This window comes from Leisingera sp. ANG-M1 (assembly GCF_000813745.1).
In the GTDB taxonomy this organism is placed as follows: Bacteria; Pseudomonadota; Alphaproteobacteria; order Rhodobacterales; family Rhodobacteraceae; genus Leisingera.
Genome location: NZ_JWLC01000030.1, coordinates 102420 through 120378 on the forward strand (window position 1 = coordinate 102420; position 17959 = coordinate 120378).

15 protein-coding genes and 2 tRNA genes are annotated in these 17959 nt (G+C 61.5%); 5 read left to right on the top strand and 12 right to left on the bottom strand.

Annotation, left to right across the window (positions count from 1 at the left end; genetic code table 11):
- Positions 1 to 4: 4 nt before the first annotated feature.
- Positions 5 to 712 carry a replication-relaxation family protein gene (locus RA19_RS23805; protein WP_193748326.1) on the top strand — a complete coding sequence of 236 codons (708 nt, stop codon included), beginning with the start codon at positions 5 to 7 and terminating at the stop codon, positions 710 to 712.
- Positions 713 to 1045: 333 nt separating this feature from the next.
- Here RA19_RS23805 and RA19_RS23815 read toward each other — a convergent pair.
- Both RA19_RS23815 and RA19_RS23820 read right to left on the bottom strand, forming a co-directional pair.
- Positions 1046 to 1119 (bottom strand) — tRNA-Cys (locus RA19_RS23815).
- 124 nt (positions 1120 to 1243) lie between these two features.
- Positions 1244 to 1951, bottom strand: a complete 708-nt coding sequence (locus RA19_RS23820) for a CbiX/SirB N-terminal domain-containing protein (RefSeq protein ID WP_039167751.1) — start codon at positions 1949 to 1951, stop codon at positions 1244 to 1246.
- 171 nt (positions 1952 to 2122) lie between these two features.
- Between RA19_RS23820 and RA19_RS23825 the strand changes: the two genes are divergently transcribed.
- The 4 genes from RA19_RS23825 to RA19_RS23840 all read left to right on the top strand — a co-directional run bounded on the left by RA19_RS23825 (position 2123) and on the right by RA19_RS23840 (position 7310).
- A tRNA-Gly gene (locus RA19_RS23825) sits at positions 2123 to 2196 on the top strand.
- Positions 2197 to 2366: 170 nt separating this feature from the next.
- Positions 2367 to 4166: an ABC transporter transmembrane domain-containing protein gene (locus RA19_RS23830; protein ID WP_039167754.1), complete on the top strand. Its 1800-nt coding sequence runs from the start codon at positions 2367 to 2369 to the stop codon at positions 4164 to 4166.
- Between the two features lie 210 nt (positions 4167 to 4376).
- Positions 4377 to 6266 (top strand): acyl-CoA synthetase, encoded by a 1890-nt coding sequence (locus RA19_RS23835; RefSeq protein ID WP_039167757.1) that lies wholly within the window; start codon positions 4377 to 4379, stop codon positions 6264 to 6266.
- Positions 6267 to 6383: 117 nt separating this feature from the next.
- On the top strand, positions 6384 to 7310 hold the full coding sequence (locus RA19_RS23840) for an alpha/beta hydrolase (RefSeq protein WP_039167760.1): 927 nt from the start codon (positions 6384 to 6386) through the stop codon (positions 7308 to 7310).
- Here the strand turns inward: RA19_RS23840 and RA19_RS23845 are convergent, their stop codons facing one another.
- From RA19_RS23845 to RA19_RS23890, 10 genes are all read right to left on the bottom strand, one after another.
- The gene (locus RA19_RS23845) at positions 7311 to 7868 is read right to left on the bottom strand and encodes a DUF4453 domain-containing protein (protein ID WP_039167763.1); all 558 of its coding nucleotides are present in this window, start codon (positions 7866 to 7868) and stop codon (positions 7311 to 7313) included.
- Between the two features lie 82 nt (positions 7869 to 7950).
- Complete coding sequence (locus RA19_RS23850) at positions 7951 to 8787, bottom strand: alkaline phosphatase family protein (protein ID WP_039167770.1); 837 nt, start codon at positions 8785 to 8787, stop codon at positions 7951 to 7953.
- 150 nt (positions 8788 to 8937) lie between these two features.
- On the bottom strand, positions 8938 to 9762 hold the full coding sequence (locus RA19_RS23855) for a DUF2182 domain-containing protein (protein ID WP_039167773.1): 825 nt from the start codon (positions 9760 to 9762) through the stop codon (positions 8938 to 8940).
- A gap of 6 nt (positions 9763 to 9768) precedes the next feature.
- Positions 9769 to 10410 carry a DUF1326 domain-containing protein gene (locus RA19_RS23860; protein WP_039167777.1) on the bottom strand — a complete coding sequence of 214 codons (642 nt, stop codon included), beginning with the start codon at positions 10408 to 10410 and terminating at the stop codon, positions 9769 to 9771.
- 224 nt (positions 10411 to 10634) lie between these two features.
- Complete coding sequence (locus tag RA19_RS23865) at positions 10635 to 12272, bottom strand: ABC transporter ATP-binding protein (RefSeq protein WP_039167781.1); 1638 nt, start codon at positions 12270 to 12272, stop codon at positions 10635 to 10637.
- Positions 12269 to 13084, bottom strand: coding sequence for an ABC transporter permease (locus RA19_RS23870; RefSeq protein WP_039167785.1), 816 nt, complete (start codon positions 13082 to 13084; stop codon positions 12269 to 12271). Before RA19_RS23870 ends, RA19_RS23865 begins: the two co-directional genes overlap by 4 nt.
- Entirely contained in the window at positions 13081 to 14037 is a 957-nt protein-coding gene (locus tag RA19_RS23875) for an ABC transporter permease (RefSeq protein WP_039167788.1), read from the bottom strand. Before RA19_RS23875 ends, RA19_RS23870 begins: the two co-directional genes overlap by 4 nt.
- Before the next feature lies 1 nt (position 14038).
- Positions 14039 to 15622, bottom strand: coding sequence for an ABC transporter substrate-binding protein (locus RA19_RS23880; RefSeq protein WP_039167791.1), 1584 nt, complete (start codon positions 15620 to 15622; stop codon positions 14039 to 14041).
- Positions 15623 to 16061: 439 nt separating this feature from the next.
- Positions 16062 to 16508, bottom strand: a complete 447-nt coding sequence (gene dtd, locus RA19_RS23885; protein WP_039167794.1) for a D-aminoacyl-tRNA deacylase — start codon at positions 16506 to 16508, stop codon at positions 16062 to 16064.
- 221 nt (positions 16509 to 16729) lie between these two features.
- Positions 16730 to 17848 carry a TFIIB-type zinc finger domain-containing protein gene (locus tag RA19_RS23890; protein WP_039167797.1) on the bottom strand — a complete coding sequence of 373 codons (1119 nt, stop codon included), beginning with the start codon at positions 17846 to 17848 and terminating at the stop codon, positions 16730 to 16732.
- Positions 17849 to 17959: the final 111 nt, after the last annotated feature.

Below are 17959 nucleotides of genomic sequence, written 5' to 3' on the forward strand. Positions count from 1 at the left end.
CTTGATGCCGCGCGATCAGGAGATTCTGTCCTGGCTGTATCGCTACCGCTATCTGCGCCATGATCACCTGATCCGCATCTTTTCGCCCAAGTCACCCAAACGATTTGCTGAGCGGCTGGGCGATTTGTTTCATGAGACGGGCTTCATAAATCGCCCTCTGCTGCAAGCGCCCCTGTTTGATGCTCGCGCCACGCCGATGATGTACGAGATCAGCAATAAGGGCGTTACCTATCTGGAAGCGCTTAAACTCCTCCCGCATCGGGCCGTCACTTTCTCGCGTCGCCCTCGGGACAGTTTCAATCCGCAGGTGCTGCACACGATGATGATCATTGAAAGCCTGCTGGAAACTGAATTGGCAACGCGGTCGGAGTCTGATCAGCGATTTGTACCAGTGGATGAAATTTTGGCACGGGCACCGGAGGCAACACAGAAAGCCAGGAACCCGCTGGCGCTACCCGTCAGAATCGACGGGAGGAAGACGCAACTGATCCCTGATGCGATCTACGGCATTGAGCATCAAATCAACGGAGAAAGCCGCTACCGCTTCTATGCGCTGGAATGCGAGCGCACGAGCCCGGCCTTTCGTTCAGGCACCGCCACATCCAGCACCAGGAAGAAGCAAGCCGCCTATGCTGCGGCGATTCAAGCGCAGGCGTTCAAGACCCATTGGGGCATCCCCAATATCGAAGTGAAAATAGTAGGACGTGACTGACTAACCTTGATGACAAACAGGAGTTAAACCAATGAACCCCATCCAGAAGGCTATGGAACTTGAGATGAAATACAAGAGCTGCCTGGATAGCAAAATATTTGCAACAATCCCAAATGAAGACGAGCGGGAAATATGCAGAGCGGCAGCGAGGCTCTGCGACTATGATAAAGATCAGTTCTACGGAGCGCTGCTCCACCTGCTATCACGGTAGGTAGATTGCCGCTCATACCTGAACATAGGTACTCGCTTCAAAACTCAGCGATTTATGAGACTAAAAAGAGACTAAACCCGCTGTGGGGCTTGCTTATTATCTCATAAGTGATTGATTTTGTTTGGAGGCGAGTACCGGAATCGAACCGGTGTACACGGATTTGCAATCCGCTGCGTCACCACTCCGCCAACTCGCCATCCGTGGTGTAGGGCGTGATTAATCACATGCCTGCGGCCGGTGCAAGAGGCGTTTTGCCTCCGCCCGGGCCAAAAATTGCTTTTCTTTCCGGAAGACTAGAATTTCACTTGGACGGACTTCGGTCAAGGGGCGTTGCTGACGGCTGCCGCGCGGATGCCGGTGGCAATCAGCTCGGCAGATCCGGGCAGGGCGCCGGCAACCGGCAGTAGAATTCCTCCAAACCGGGCGGCCTCCAAGGCTGCGGGGAGGTCTTGCTTCACATGGTCGCCGGCCTGAGCGAAGAATGGCAGGCAGACGGCGCGGTCAGGCAAAGGCGCAGCGGCGGAGGCGATCCGGGGCTCCTGTTCGACATAGCCGGTCGAAACCGCGCAGCCGGGCAGCAAGAGGCACAGCCGGGAGGCAAACTCCTCGGCGGCATCTGCTGCCTTGGGGCCGCGGGCGGAACCGTGGGCGGCCAGCAGCAGATGAAGGTCTTGCAGCTGCCAGTTCTGCTCACTGGCCGTTTCGTGCACTGCCCGGGCGGCAAGCTGCGGAAGGCCGGGGTCCATGCCAAACGGCGCTGCAATCCGACTGCCCGTGTTTTTCAGGCGGTCCGGCAGCACCTTGGCGGTGAAGAAACCCCGGGACATGAAAAACGGGTAGATCAGGGCGCCCCCTGCTGCTTGCTCTTCAAGTCTCCCGGGGGTGGAGAGAGTGGCCGAGCGGACATCCCAGTCCGGCAGATGCAGCGCAACTGCCGAGGCCAGCCGTGCCAGATCTGCTTCAGCCGGGGCTGGGGCGGACGGCTGGCCGTGGGCGGTTATAACAACCGTGTGCGGGTTTGAGGTCAAGGCGCTGTTCCGGAGAAAGATGTGAGACGAGGCGGCTGGATTACGGTGTCATTTGAGCAGCTTGCCAGGCTTTCGCAAGGGGAGCGAAGATTTTTCCGGCCGGGCAAAAATAATCGAAACCAAGACGGTTGACCTCGCCGGATGCTTCCCATACATCAGCAAATGTCCTGAGCGGGTATGGTGAAATGGTATCATAAGAGCCTTCCAAGCTTAAGGTGCGGGTTCGATTCCCGCTACCCGCTCCAGACTTTCCTGATCAGCCGTTTCTGATACGATCTGCCGCGGCTTTCGGCTGTTTTCTTGCATTTTTTTAAACTGCTGAGCGCTTGACGCCGCTGGCGCACAGGGCCATGAACCTTGGCAGATGCGGCGGGCTTTGGCCCGCGGCGGCGCAAGACTGCTTAAAGGATCCGGAATGGCGCGAAATCAAGCAGCCCCGAATGCGGAACAGGAGCGGGCGGGCTCCCGGAAAATTGGAGTGCTGTCGGCGTTGTGGCCGTTCATGCGGCCTTACCGTTTGCTGATGTTTGCTGCCACCTGTGCCCTGGTGATGACCGCTGGGCTGTCGCTGACACTGCCTTTGGCGGTGCGCCGGGTGGTGGACAATTTCCGGGTCTCCGATTCCGAACTCTTGAATTTGTACTTCAGTGCTGCACTGGTGATTGCAGCGCTTTTGGCGGTTGGCACCGGGGTGCGTTACGCGCTGGTGACCCGGCTGGGCGAGCGGGTGGTGGCAGATATCCGCAAGGCGGTTTTTGACCGAGTGATCGGCATGAGCCCGGAGTTTTACGAACGGATCATGACCGGCGAAGTCCTGAGCCGGATCACCACCGATACCACGCTGATCCAGTCGGTGCTGGGCTCGTCCGTCTCAATTGCGCTGCGCAACCTGCTGATTTTCCTGGGCGGCATGGTGCTGATGCTGCTGACCTCGGCGAAGCTGACGATGCTGGTGCTGCTGATCGTGCCTGCCGTGATCGTGCCGATCCTTGTGCTGGGCCGCCGCCTGCGGGCGATCAGCAAGGAAAACCAGGACTGGATCGCCGCCTCTTCCGGCAACGCAGGCGAGGCGCTGGGGGCGGTGCAGACGGTGCAGGCCTATACCCATGAAGCCGCAAGCCGGCTGAAATTCGGCGAGATGACCGAGACCGCCTATGATGTGTCGCGCCGCCGCATTCAGACCCGTGCTTATCTGACTGTTATTGTGATCTTTCTGGTATTCTCCGGCATTGTCGGCGTTCTGTGGATGGGCGCCAATGATGTGCGCGCGGGCCTGATGAGCGAGGGCACTCTGATCCAGTTCGTGATCTATTCGGTGCTGGTGGCGGGTTCCGTGGCGGCACTGTCAGAGATCTGGAGCGAGCTGCAGCGTGCGGCGGGCGCAACCGAGCGGCTGGTGGAGCTGCTGAACGCCGAGGATACGGTGCTGGACCCGGCTGCGGCGCAGATGCTTCCGGCGCCGGTAAAAGGCGCAATTGAATTTGACAACGTGTCTTTCCGCTATCCCTCGCGCCCGGATGTCTCGGCGCTGGACGCGGTGTCGCTGAGGGTGCAGCCGGGTGAAACCGTGGCATTTGTCGGTCCGTCCGGGGCGGGCAAGACCACCATCATCCAGATGCTGCAGCGGTTCTATGACCCCAACCAGGGGGCGGTGAAGCTGGACGGTATGGCGCTGACAGACCTGCAGCGCGATGAGTTCCGCCGCCACATTGCACTGGTGCCGCAGGATCCGGTGATCTTTGCCGCCTCGGCGCTTGAAAACATCCGCTTTGGCCGGCCTGAGGCAACGGATGCCGAAGTAGAGGCTGCTGCCAAGGCCGCCGCGGCGCATGACTTCATTTCCAAACTGCCCGAAGGCTACGGCAGCTTTGTCGGCGAGCGCGGCGTGATGCTGTCGGGCGGCCAGAAACAGCGGATCGCCATTGCCCGTGCCATTCTGCGCGATGCGCCGGTACTGCTTCTGGACGAGGCGACCTCGGCGCTGGATGCCGAAAGCGAGCGTCTTGTGCAAGCTGCTGTGGATGAGCTGAGCCAGGGCCGCACCACGCTGATCGTGGCGCACCGTCTGGCCACCGTGAAAAAGGCCGACCGTATCGTAGTGATGGACCAAGGGCAGATTGTTGCAACCGGTACCCATGACGAACTGGTGGCCGAGGGCGGCCTCTATGCCCGGCTGGCGAAATTGCAGTTTACTGAAGGCCTGGCGGCGGAATAACCGCAGCGCAGCGTTGAATCTCAGGCGCCCCGGACAGGTTCCGGGGCGTTTTTGGTTGAAATCAGCCAGTGACCGGGCTTGGCGTCACGTCATGCTGGAAACTGCCTTGGCGTGACCCGGACCCGGCGCTTGCGAAAACGCTTGATTTCAATAGTCTGGGCCTAACGAGAACACACCCCGGAACAGCAGGGGGGAATGGGGAGGAAATCTATGAGTTTTTCCGGAATTGCGGACCGCGACGCGCTGCAGAACGAAATGCCCTGGGAGGCGAGGGAGCTGCCCGCCACGCTCTATGGGCTGTTGTCGCGCACTGCGGGTAAGTTTCCCAACAGCAAGGCGGTCAGCTATCAGATCTTCTCCGGCCCTCAGGACAAGGCGGAAACGCTGACCTGGAGCGCACTGAAGGACCAGGTGAGCCAGGCGGCAAACATGTTCCGCTCACTTGGCATCGGCGAGCAGGACGTGGTCGCCTATGTACTGCCCAATTGCCATGAGACGCTGGTGACCATGCTGGGCGGTGCGGTGGCGGGGATTGTGAACCCGATCAATCCGCTGCTGGAGCCGGAACAGATCGCCTCGATCCTGCGCGAGACCAAGGCCAAGGTTGTTGTCACCCTGCGGCCGTTTCCCAAAACCGATGTGGCGCAGAAGGTGGCCGAGGCAGTGCGCCATGCGCCGGGGGTGAACACGGTGCTGGAAGTGGACCTGAACCGCTATCTGACGCCGCCGAAATTCTGGATCGTGCCGCTGATCCGGCCCAAGCTCGACAGCCGGCCCAGCCACGCCGATTACCTGAATTTCTCCAAGGAGATGGCCAAGCAGCCCAAGACGCTGAGATTCGCCGATAGCGACGGCGACCGGGTCGCTTGTTACTTCCACACCGGTGGCACCACCGGCATGCCCAAAGTGGCGCAGCACAAGTATTCCGGCCTGATTTACAACGGCTGGATCGGCCACACGCTGCTGTTCACCGAAGAAGACAACATCATGTGCCCGCTGCCGCTGTTCCATGTTTTTGCGGTGCATGTGATCATGATGGCGGCGCTGGCTTCGGGAGCGCATGTGGTGTTCCCGACGCCGCAGGGTTACCGGGGCGAGGGCGTCTTCGACAACTTCTGGAAGCTGATCGAGCGCTGGAAGATCACCTTTATCATCACCGTGCCCACCGCCGTCTCGGCGCTGATGCAGCGCGAGGTGGATGCAGATATCTCCTCTGTGAAAACCGCCTTCTCCGGTTCCGCGCCGATGCCGATGGAACTGTTCAAACGGTTCGAGGGCGCGTCGGGCGTGACCATCATCGAAGGTTACGGGTTGACCGAGGCCACCTGCCTGGTGTCCTGCAACCCGACAGACGGCGAGAAGAAAGTCGGCTCGGTCGGCATCCCGTTCCCTTACACAGACGTGCGCATAGTCAAGCAGACCAACGACGGCCCGCTGGAATGCGGCACCGACGAGGTCGGAGAAATCTGCGTGTCGAGTCCGGGCGTCTTTGCCGGCAACACCTATACTGAGGCGGACAAGAACGCGGACCTCTATTATCAGGACACCCACCTGAGGACAGGTGACTTGGGCCGCATCGATGAAGACGGCTACCTATGGATCACCGGCCGCGCCAAGGATCTGATCATCCGCGGCGGCCACAACATCGACCCGGCCGAGATCGAAGAGGCGCTCCTGGGCCATGAGGCGGTGGCCTTTGCCGGGGCCATCGGCCAGCCGGATTCCCACGCGGGCGAGCTGCCCTGCGCCTTTGTCGAACTGGTCGAGGGCGCCTCGGTCAGCGAGGCGGAGCTGCTGGAATACTGCAAGGTGCACGTGCATGAGCGCGCCGCGATCCCCAAGCATCTGACGGTGCTGGACGCATTGCCGAAAACCGCAGTGGGCAAGGTGTTCAAACCGGATCTGCGCAAGCACGCAATCACCCGTGTCTATAATGGCGCGCTGGAGGAGGCCGGGCTGGCAGCACGGGTTGTCAGTGTGACCGACGACAAGAAACGCGGGCTGGTCGCGCAGGTGGCGGCCAATGGCAGCGCCGAGGCAGAAATCTCAGGCGTGCTGAACAATTTCACCCGCCCCTGGGAGCCTGCCGCAGCGGCCTGAGCCCAGGAAACTGACGTGAGATTTTTGGCGCCCCTCGGGGCGCTTTTTCTTTCAGGCATTCCAATTACGGGAAACTCTGCCTAGGCTCTGGGGACACAGGCACGCAGGGAGACCCGCATGGACTATGAAAAGCTGATCGACGAGGAGACCTGGGATTTCATCCAGAAGACCGGCGAGCTCTATCCCGATGATGCTGTCGACATGTCCATCGAAGAACAGCGGCGGATCTATGATTCCATGGCACAGGAATTCCGGGTGCCGCGGCCGGATGTGGTCTCGGTCGAGGAGGTCTCGGCCAACGGGGTGCCGGTTCGGATTTATACCGCGGGTGATCCCACCCGCACGGTGCTGTTCTGCCATGGCGGCGGTTTTGTGGTTGGCGGGCTCGACAGCCATGACGACGTCTGCGCCGAGATCTGCGCCCAGACCGGTTACAGGGTGGTGGCGGCGGACTACCGGCTGGCGCCGGAGCACAAGCATCCCGCTGCGTTCGAAGATGCCTGGGTGGTGCTGGGTTGGATCGAAGCGGCTTATGGCAAGGGCATCGTGCTGGTGGGCGACAGCGCCGGGGCGAACCTTTGCGCCGCGGTGGCGCATCATGCTCGTGGCCGCACTGAGGCGATCCTGGGCCAGGTGCTGATCTACGGGGCATTTGGCGGCGATGTGAATCAGGGCTCCTATATCGAACACGCCCAGGCGCCGATGCTGACCCGCGAGGATGTGCTGTATTACCACGATATCCGGGTGGACGGGGCCGCGCCGGAGAACGACCCGCTCTATGCGCCGCTGTCAGACAGTGATTTTTCGAATCTGCCGCCCACCGTGCTGGTCAGCGCCGATTGCGACCCGGTGCGCGATGATTCCCGCGATTACCGCGACCGTATCCTGGCGGCCGGCGGCAAGGCGCATTGGATCAACGAGCCGGGGCTGATCCACGGCTACCTGCGCGCCCGCCACAGCGTCACCCGCGCCCGCGATAGTTTCGAGCGGATCTCGGTGGCGGTTGAGGCGCTGGGGCAGGGGGTCTGGTCCTACGAGGACTGATTACCCTGCATAATTCTCGCATTGCTCCTGAAACAGCGAGGTATCCAGCCAGCCGCCGCTGGTGACCTGCCAGTCGGGACCTGAGGTGGTGACATAGGTCCAGCTGCCCACCGGGATATGCGAGTAGTTCACGTAATCGCCAGGCGTGATCTGCCCAACCAGCGGCGCATCGGGGCGGTGCCCGGCACGCAGCCCCATCACCGGCCCCAGCCAGCCCAGGCAGGCGCTTTCGAATTCGTCGCGTACCGGCAGGTCCCATAGCTGATAGCGCAGGAACAGGTCGTCCAGATCCAGGGAAGTCCGCTTATTGTTCACCCGGCAATCAAAGCGGGATTCCATTTCCTTGACCAGCGCCACCATCCGCTCGGCCTGCGGCGGCAGCGAGACGGATTTGCCGATGCAGTCGCCGTTGTTGAACACTGCCTGGCCCAACGGCGAGCCAAAGCAATAACCGGCCCGGTCAATGACCGCGTTCCGGGTGAACCACAGGTCATGGCAGGCATCGCTGGCCAGTGCGGGGGAGGCCAGCAGGGAAACGGCAAACACAAGGGATTTCATGGCAATGGATCCTGACAAAGAAAAACGGCGGCTGCGTGCCAGTCTAGCACAAAGCCGCCGTCTATAGATCAGGAGCGTGAAGTTACTTTAGGAAGGACTCATGCTTCATGGTTTCGGCAATCGGGGCACCCAGCCGCTTGAGGATGGTCGGGGCCAGCTGGCGCTGGTCGATCACCTCGTCATGATCGGGGCCGTCGGCGTCGCCGAAGTAGTATAGCGCGGTTTCCTGCTGCAGCGGGCTGCGGCCGCCGTGGTGGCCGCGCTCGTCCTGGCCGTGGTCGGCGGTGACGATCACCTCATAGCCCAGATCGCGCCAGCGGGTGATGAAGGGCGCCAGCATCTCATCCATCACGAAACACGCGTGGTCCATCTCCTGGCAATCGTGGAAGAACCGGTGGCCCATGCAATCGAGCGTGCAAGTGTGCAGCATGCCGTAGTTCAGGCCAAAGCGCAGGCAGAGATTGGTCAGGGTGCCGAACAGGTCGACATCCGAGGGCGTCATCTGATTGTCCTTGCCGTAGCCGGTCATCGAGTGGAAGCGGCCATGGTTGATGGTCTTGCTTTCCGGCTCGTCGTATTCGATGTCGCGCACGTAGTCGAAGGGATGCCGGTTGAAGAAGGAGGACCAGTAGCTGTGCGCCACGGCACCGGTCACGCCGCCGGCCTCGCGCACTTGGGAAAACACGTCTTTTTCCTTCAGGCGGAACACGTTGGCATTGCCGGTTGAGCCATGAATGGCCGGAGCCACGCCAGTATGGATCGAGGCGTAGCAGCTGGCCGAGGTCGACGGCAGAACGCTGCGCAGCTTCCAGACGCGGGCGTCGCCGCTGTCCACCCAGCCTTCCAGGTTTCCGAACAGCCGGCGGAAATTGCGCCACGGCACGCCGTCCAGAATGATGAGGAGGAGTTTGTTGTCCATTCGCCGAATCCTTTTGCCTAGCGGACGCCTAGCTGCCGCATCTACGTGTCACTTTCTTGAAGGGCCATTCAAAAAGCGGACAAATGGTCTGAAACCGTCATTTGGGGAAGGTTTTTCCAAGCAGAGACCGGGTTTGACGCAGCAGGCGCATCACAGGCCGGTGACCAGGACATAGCTGCCGGCCAGGATCAGAAGACCGCCGGTGGCAGCAGTAAACAGCCGCCCATGGGCAAAATGCTTCTCGGCCAGAACGTAAAGCGCAAGCCCGGCAATCCAGTAGAGGTTCATGATGCCGCCGGCAAACAGCAGCAGCATCAATGCCCAGCAGCAGCCTAGGCAAAAGGTTCCATGATGGGCGCCCATCAGCAAAGCACCAACCAAACCTGTGCGGTTATGCGCGGTCAGAAAATGCACCGGCATACGGCAATGCATTAGGCAGGCGTGCTTGTAGGGGGTGAACTGATAGGCGCCCGCCGCCAGCAGCAGTGCTCCGCTAAGGGCGCGGCTGCTGAGCGACATCATTGGGCCGTTTGACAGGCCAACTGTTTCCAGCCCCCACTGCAGAGCGGTGGCTGTGATTGAGAACACTCCCCAGGCCAGAAGATAGCCGCTCAGGAACAATAGGCTTAGGAGCGGCGCCAGGTCCGGCCGGAATCCGGCTTTCTTGATGGCGGTGAACAGCAGCAGCACGGGCGCCGCGCTGGGGGTCATCATGGCGATCATCATGATCCACCACATCAGGAAGATCAGCACGGCATAAGACGCGGACCAGACGGTGCTTCCGCCCATCTGCATCGGCTCACCGATGGGGCGGGCCATGCGGGTCATCTCGACAGCGCTCATCTCCATGCCGACGCCGAAAATGGTGTAAAGCGCGCTCAGCAGCACGACCAGGCCGGCGGCAGCGATGACAACTGCCCGGTCATGGCGGGCCAGCCGCTCCGCTGGCCCATCTATCTGCTGCTGCCCGCCCATGGCGGCTCAGGCCGCCCGCTGAACGCCTGCACCGGTCAGATGCAGCTCGGCGACATGGGCGTGGGTACTGCTGTTCTTTTCCAGGCTGATGGCAGAGCCGGGGGTCTTGGTGCTGCCCCGCGCCACCGAGGCCACATCGTATTCGAACCCGTTCGGCAGCTTGATCTGCACCGAATGCGGCGCGCCGGATACGACGTTGGGAATCGGCTCCACCGAGGTTTCACCGATATCGCCGGCCCTGGCATGGCCGGTCCCGGTTTCCTTGTCGTAACTCAATGAGACCGCGGCGCTGAGGGTTTCGTGCTTGGTTGTGCACATGGCATTGAAGACAAAGAACATCGTAGCGAATTCCGCAGTGTCCTGGCCGGTCATAATCGCCTCAAGCGCTGCCTTCTGATCTGCGGTTGCGCGTTCATCGATGATCAGCTGCATCTCGCCGTTGCCCTCGTGGATCGGCCCTGGCCACTTGTAGATGGCCGCAGCCAGCAGACCGTCCAGACTGGTGTCCCCGTAATGACCCTTGTCGATCCGGAATGTCAGCATCGCCTCGCAAGTGCCGTCATTTGGCAGTTGCGAGAACTGGCACGGGCAGCCGGGAACGCAATTGCAGTTTGCGATTTCAAATCCGTGAATGGCCCAGTCCGTCATGGCAGTCCCTCCTGTTCCGCCAGAAAAGCAAAAACTGCCCGGAGGATTCGGGTTAGGCCTGCATGAGGAAACAGCCACGCTCAGTTATATTACTATTGCTTGCGGCTGGTTCCGCCGCATTCTCCCCGGTGGCAATAAAATACCACAAATCCCGGTGGAGCCGAATAAGAAAAAGCCCCCGCCCGGGGTACGGGCAGAGGCCAGGCTGCGGAATATCCGCCGGTTCAGTTGCCGGCGCTTTCCATTTTGCGGTTGGCGATCACCTCTTCCAGCCAGCCCAGCCGCATCTCGGGGACGGAGCTCAGCAGCAGGTCGGTGTAATCGTCGAACGGCGGGCTCAGCACCTTGGACTTGCCGCCATAGCGCTGCACCTGGCCCTGGTACATCACCGCGATATTGTCCGAAATGGCGCGCACGGTCGCCAGGTCGTGGGTGATGAACAGATAGGCCACGTCTTCGATCTTCTGCAGATCCAGCAGCAGCTTCAAGATGCCGTCCGCCACCAGCGGGTCTAGCGCCGAAGTCACCTCGTCGCAGATGATCATTTTGGGCTTGGCCGCCAGCGAGCGGGCGATGCAGACACGCTGCTTCTGGCCGCCGGACAGTTCTGCCGGATAGCGGTCGATGAACTTCTCGCCCAGCTCGATCTCGTCCAGCAGCTCGATGATCCGCTTCTTCTTCTCGGCGCCGCGCATGCCGAAGTAGAACTCCAGCGGGCGGCCGATGATGGTGCCAACAGTCTGGCGCGGGTTCATCGCCACATCCGCCATCTGGTAGATCATCTGCAGCTCGCGCAGATCCTCGCGGGAACGTCCCGCCAGATCCGGCGACAGTTTGCGGCCGGCAAACTCGATCTCGCCTTCGCGCGGCGGCAAGAGGCCGGTGATCACCCGGGCGAGGGTGGATTTGCCCGAGCCAGATTCGCCCACCACAGCCAGGGTCTGGCCGGGGTAGAGATCGACATTCACGTTCTTCAGAACATCGAAATTGGTCCCCTTGTAGCGTGCGGTGATGTTCCTCACGCTCAGCACCGGATCGGGCGTCGGGGCCTTTTCCTCGTGCTCGATGGAGCGGACCGAGACCAGAGCCTTGGTGTACTCCTCCTGCGGGTTGTTGATGATCTGGTCAACATTGCCGTATTCGACCGTGTTGCCCATCTTCAGCACCATGATGTCGTCGCTCACCTGCGCCACAACCGCCAGGTCGTGGGTGATGTAGAGCGCGGCCACGCCGGTGTCGCGGATCGCTTCCTTGATCGCCATCAGCACGTCGATCTGGGTGGTCACGTCAAGCGCGGTGGTCGGCTCGTCGAAGACCACCAGATCCGGCTCTGGGCACAGCGCCAGCGCGGTCATGCAGCGCTGCAACTGGCCGCCCGAGACCTGGTGCGGGAAGCGGTCGCCAATGTTATCCGGATCGGGCAGGCCCAGCTTGGCGAACAAGGTGCGCGCCCGCGCCTCGGCGTCCTTGCGGGAGAACTTCTTCTGCTCCACCGCCGCCTCGACAACCTGGTCCATGATCTTCTTGGCCGGGTTAAAGGAGGCTGCCGCCGATTGCGACACATAGGTCACCTCGCCGCCGCGCAGGGCGCGCACGTCGCGATGGCCGGTCTTCAGAATGTCGCGGCCGTTGACCCAGACCTCGCCGCCGGTGATCTTCACGCCGCCGCGGCCGTAGGCCATGGAGGCAAGACCGATGGTCGATTTGCCGGCACCGGATTCACCGATCAGGCCCAGGACCTTGCCAGGCGCGAGGTCAAAGCTGACCCCGTGCACGATCTCGATGTCCTTGGGCTTTTCCCCCGGCGGGTAAATGGTCGCGCCGATCTTCAGGTCGCGGACTTTCAACAGAGTATCGCTCATCCGCGGCCTCCTTTCAGCGAAGTTGTCCGGTTCAGGACCCAGTCAGCCACGAGGTTGACCGAGATCGCCAGGGTGGCGATGGCAAAGGCCGGGATCAGAGCTGCAGGAATACCGTAGACGATGCCTTCCTTGTTCTCTTTCACGATGCCGCCCCAGTCTGCTTCCGGCGGCTGTACGCCCAGGCCCAGGAAGGACAGGGTGGAAACGAACAGAACCATGAAGATGAAGCGCAGGCCCATCTCGGCGATCAGCGGCGACAGCGCATTGGGCAGGATCTCGCGGAAGATGATCCAGCCAACCTTCTCGCCGCGCAGGCGGGCGGCTTCGACATAGTCCATCACCTCGATATCCACCGCAACGGCGCGGGCCAGACGGTAGACGCGGGTAGCGTCCAGCAGGCCCATGACGATGATCAGCATCGGAATGGTGACCGGCGCAACCGACAGCACCACCAGGGCAAAGATCAGCGTCGGGATCGACATCACCAGGTCGACAAAGCGCGACAGCGCCTGATCCACCCAGCCGCCGGCAACTGCGGCAAAGAAGCCGAGCACCGAACCCAGGATGAACGACAGCGCAGTGGCTGCGGTGGCGATGAAGATGGTGGTGCGGCCGCCGTAGATCATCCGGCTCAGCAGGTCGCGGCCGATGTTGTCGGTGCCCAGCAGATATTCAGAGCTGGAGGGCTCCCACACATCGCCCACCACCTCGCCAACGCCATAAGGCGCCAGCAGCGGGGCAAAGATTGCGGCAAGGAAGTAGAGGGCCGTGAAGAACAGCCCGATGACCGCGGAAATAGGGATGTTCTTCATTTCGGATGCCTCAGGCGCGGGTTGCTCAGGATGGCGACGATATCGGCGATCATGTTGAGGCCGATATAGACGGCGGCAAAGATCAGGCCGCAGGCCTGGACAACAGGCACGTCACGTTTGGACACGTGGTCCACCAGATACTGGCCCATGCCGGGGTAGACGAACACCACTTCGATCACCACAACACCCACCACCAGATAGGCGAGGTTCAGCATCACCACGTTCACGATCGGTGCGATCGCGTTCGGGAAGGCATGGCGGTAGATCACCTGAAAGGCGTTGAGGCCCTTCAGCTCGGCGGTTTCGATATAGGCCGACTGCATCACGTTGAGGATGGCCGCCCGGGTCATCCGCATCATATGCGCCAGCACCACCAGGGTCAGCACGGCGATCGGCAAAGCGATGGCGTTCAGCTTTTCAAGCAGGCTCATGCTGTCGTTCACCATCGCCACGGACGGGAACCAGCGCAGTTTGACTGCAATGACGAACATCAGCACATAGCCGATCAGGAATTCGGGGATCGAGATCGAAGCCAGGGTAACGGCCGAGATCAGCTTGTCGGGCCAGCGGTCCTTGAAACGGACAGCAAGCAGGCCCAGGAAAATCGCAAGGGGAACCGCAACCACAGCCGCCCAGAAGGCCAGGAACAAGGTGTTTCCAAAGCGCCCGGCGATTGCCGTTGTAATGTCCTGTCCGCTGGTCAGTGCAGTGCCCAGGTCGCCTTGCAGCGCGCCGAACAGCCACGAGAAATAACGTTGAAGCGCCGGTTCGTTCAGGCCCAGTTCCTTGCGCAGGTTGGCCAGGGCTTCAGGGGTGGCGGATTGGCCAAGAATGGATTGAGCAACATCACCAGGCAGAATGATCGTGCCGGCAAAGATCACCATGGAGATGAGCAGCAGCAGGAGAAGGCTCAGCGCGATGCGCTGAGCCAGAAGTTTTACGATCGGGGACATATTAGGCTTTGACCCACATCTTCATCGGCGCGTAGCCGTTCATCAGGGGCTGGCCTTTGACGCCTTCCACCCAGCCGTCGATCTTGTCGGTGGTTGCATCGACAAAGTCGTTGAACATCGGGCAGATCAGGCCGCCTTCGTCGCGCAGGATGGCCGACATGTCGGCATACATCTGGGTACGCTTGGCGGTGTCCAGTTCGCCGCGCGCCGCAACCAGGATCTGGTCGAACTTCTCGTTGAAGAAGCGGGTGTCGTTCCAGTCGGCGTCCGACTTGTAAGCGGTCGAGAACATCTGGTCCTGGGTCGGGCGGCCGCCCCAGTAGCTAGTGCAGAACGGCTGTGCGTTCCAGACTTCCGACCAGTAGCCGTCGTTCGGCTCGCGCTTGATGTCCAGCTTGATGCCGGCGCTGGCGCAGGACTGCTGGAACAGCGCCGCCGCATCCGGAGCACCCGGGAAGGAGTTGTCCGAAGTGCGCAGAAGGATACCGCCGTCGTGGCCCGATTTCTTCAGGTGGAACATGGCCTTGTCCGGATCATATTCACGCTGTTCGAATTCGGTGTAGAGCGGGTAGGAGGCGTTGATCGGGGTGTCGTTGCCGATCGAGCCGTAGCCGTTCAGGATCTTGTCGACCATTTCCTGGCGGTTGATGCCGTACTTCAGCGCCATCCGCACGTCGTTGTTGTCGAACGGTGCGGTGTTGCAATGCGCGATGAACACATAGTGGCCAGCGGCTGCAGTGGAGTGCACGGTGACGCCCGGTGCGCGGCCGACCAGCTTGGCGGTCTTCGGCGGCACCCGGTCGATCAGGTCGACCTGGCCGGACTGCAGTGCGGCAACACGGGCAGTGTTGTCGTTGATCACCACTAGTTCCAGGGTGTCTGCGTTGCCCAGATCGCCCCAGTAGTGCGGGTTCTTCTCGGCCACGAAACGGACGCCCATGTTGACGTCTTTCAGCACATAGGGGCCGGTGCCGATGGCGGCTGCCGGATCGTCCTTGCCGCCGTTGGGCTGGATCGCCAGGTGGTAGTCGGACAGCAGGTAGGGCAGGTCGGCGTTCGGCGAGTCCAGTTCGAAGACAACGGTGTCGCCGTCTGCACGCACGTTCTTGATGCCGCGCATGATGCCCAGAGCACCGGACTTGGTCTCTTCGCCCGAGTGGCGGTCCATGGTCGCGACAACGTCGTCCGCGGTCACGGCCTGGCCGTTCGAGAACATCACGCCGGGGCGCAGCTTGAAGGTCCAGACGCTGGCGTCTGCAGAGGCTTCAAAGCTCTCGGCAACTTTGCCTTCGATCCCGCCATCGGGCGCCAGTTCGACCAGCGGCTCGCCCCACATGCGGATCAGCATCAGGCCGACCTGGTTGGTGGTCAGTGCCGGGTCCAGGCTGTCGGTGGTGGAGCCGCCCTGCAGCGCCATGCGCAGGGTGCCGCCTTTTTGCGGGCCGGCGGCCTGGGCTGCGTTGGACAGCAAGAGGTTTGCAGAAACAGCGGTAAAGCCCAATGCGGCGGCTTTGCCCAGAAAATCACGGCGCGACAGTTTCCCTGCCGCAGCCTGGCTGGCCAGATACTGCATGTGTCTGTTCATAGAGTTCTCCCGATTGGTTGTGGTGCCTCCAGCACCTTTTTCTTGATTGGTGGTTCAAGATTTGCCGATTTGCTGCAACCTCGCAAGCGTTATTCGCAGGAGGGGCGGGGCTGATGCTCACGCGCCTGTGAGTTCCGTGGCGCTGGTGTCGCCTTTTTGAGGTGAGGTGCCGCTTTTGGGTTTAAAGACAATTGTAAACCAAAAAAACATCTGGAATGCGACAAGAAATTTTTGTGCCGGAATTTGGCGGATTTTTTATGAATCTGCCCTGATGCGGCCGCGAGCGGACCGCGGCTATGACAGAATCGATACTTCCTGGCCAAAAAACGTCGCCCGTGCCGCATCCGGCAAAGCCCGCGCCGGACAAAGAGGCTGAATGCCGCCGCGTATCCAGCGCCTTTGGGGGCAGCCAGCGTGGCAAAAGCGGCTGTGCCGGATTTCAAGCGTCTTCTGTGTCGATCCAGACGGTAACCGGCCCGTCATTCAGCAGCCGGACCTGCATGTCGGCGCCGAATTGCCCTGTGGCGGTTTTGACACCCAAGCCAGCAAGCCGGGCGGCAAAATATTCGTAAAGCCGTTCCCCCTCGGCTGGCGCTGCGGCGGTGGAAAATCCGGGGCGGTTGCCGCGCCGGGTGTCGGCGGCCAGGGTAAACTGGCTGACCACCAGGGCGCCGCCGCCGCTGTCCAGAACCGAGCGGTTCATCTTGCCGCCGTCGTCCTTGAAGATCCTGAGCTTGGAAATCTTTGCGGCCAGACGGTCCGCCTCGGCCTCGCCGTCGCCCTGCATGGCGCAGATCAGAACCAGCAGGCCGGGGCCGGTTTCTCCGACGACTTCGCCGTCTACTGTGACCGAGGCCTCGCTGACCCTTTGTATCAATGCCCGCATGCTGATGTTCCTTGCCTTGTCTGAACGGCTGTCCGCTTCTGCGATGTTGTGTTGCACGGGGGGCGCTGCCCCTCTTGGCCTGCGGCCAATTCACCCCGGGATTTTTTGAGCCAGAAGAAGAGAGGATCCTTTATTCTTCTGGCCGTAAATACCCCGGAGCGCGAGGCAGAGCCTCGCAAAGACTCCCGGCCTGGTGCGGAACCGGCCGGTCTCGAGGCGCATTACTGCTGCCCTGCAAAGTAGGCAATGACCGCGATCAGTGCCGCTGCGGTCAGGGCCGCGACTGCGATCTTGATCGCCGAATAGGGCCGCTCGCCCTGCACCCGGCCGGATTGGCCGTTGACCACAAACCGGTAGGTCTTGCCGCGGTACTTATAGGCCGCCAGCCAGACCGGAAGCAGGACATGCTTGAAGGTCACCTCTGACATTTTGGTGTCGATATGGGCTATTCTCTGGCGGTCGCCGCCAATGTCAAAGCGCACGTCGCGCTCGATCACCCGGTCCATCTTCTGCCCGGCCTCGGCAAAGCCTGCTTCTAGATCCACCGTATAGGCTTCAGCCCGGAAGCCCGCCAGGTACTGCGGCTGATAGGGTTCCAGTTGCGACAGATCCCAAGGCTCCAGTGCCTCGGTGTAGCGCTTGGGCAGGCTTTTGGAGGCCAGCACCAGCACATCGTCGAAGAATCTTTGCACCCGGCCTGACGCAGGGGTCCAGCGCACTTTGGAAACCCGCCGGGTCTTGGTTTCGCCGCCCTGCTGGTAGGTTTCGGTCACATAGTAGACGGTGCCGCGCTGCCCGGTATAGGTGCTGCGGGTCTGGGCGTCGTAGGTCCAGTAAGGCACATAGATCCCCTGCATCCTGCGGCCTTTGCGGGCGTATTCCTTGAGCCCGTTAGGGGCGAACCACAGCCGTCCCAGCCAGGTGCTCATCGCCTTGTGGGCCTCTCGCTCAGAGAAGGCAAAAGGCAGCACGCCTTTGGGTTTAATGTGGCGGTTCTCACCTGTTCCGGTGACGACCGGCGTGGCGCAGAACGGGCATTCCCTGGCATGGGTATCAGGGTCGAACTCGACCTGTGCCGCGCAGTTGGGGCATGCCGAGACCCGGGTCACCTCGATCTCGGCTGCAGGCAGCTGCTCGGCTATCGCAGTGCGGAAGTCCAGCTCCTGCAATGCGCGGCCATCCCAGGGGCCGCTGCGTATGCGGTCGGTGTGGCCGCAATGGCTGCAGGTCAGCGTGCCGCTGCCCGGATCATAGGAATAATCCGCGCCGCATTGTTCGCAGGGAAAGCGGTGGCTGTCTTCACTGTTGGAGGCCGCGGAAGAGGGCGGCGGCGGGGGCATGGTCACGGATGCAAGCCTGTCTGCAGCGGAGGTCGGAACAATGGGGATAATGAGGTCGGAACAATGGGGATAATAAAGGGCAGATCAGCCAGGCGGCGGCGGCGGCGGCGG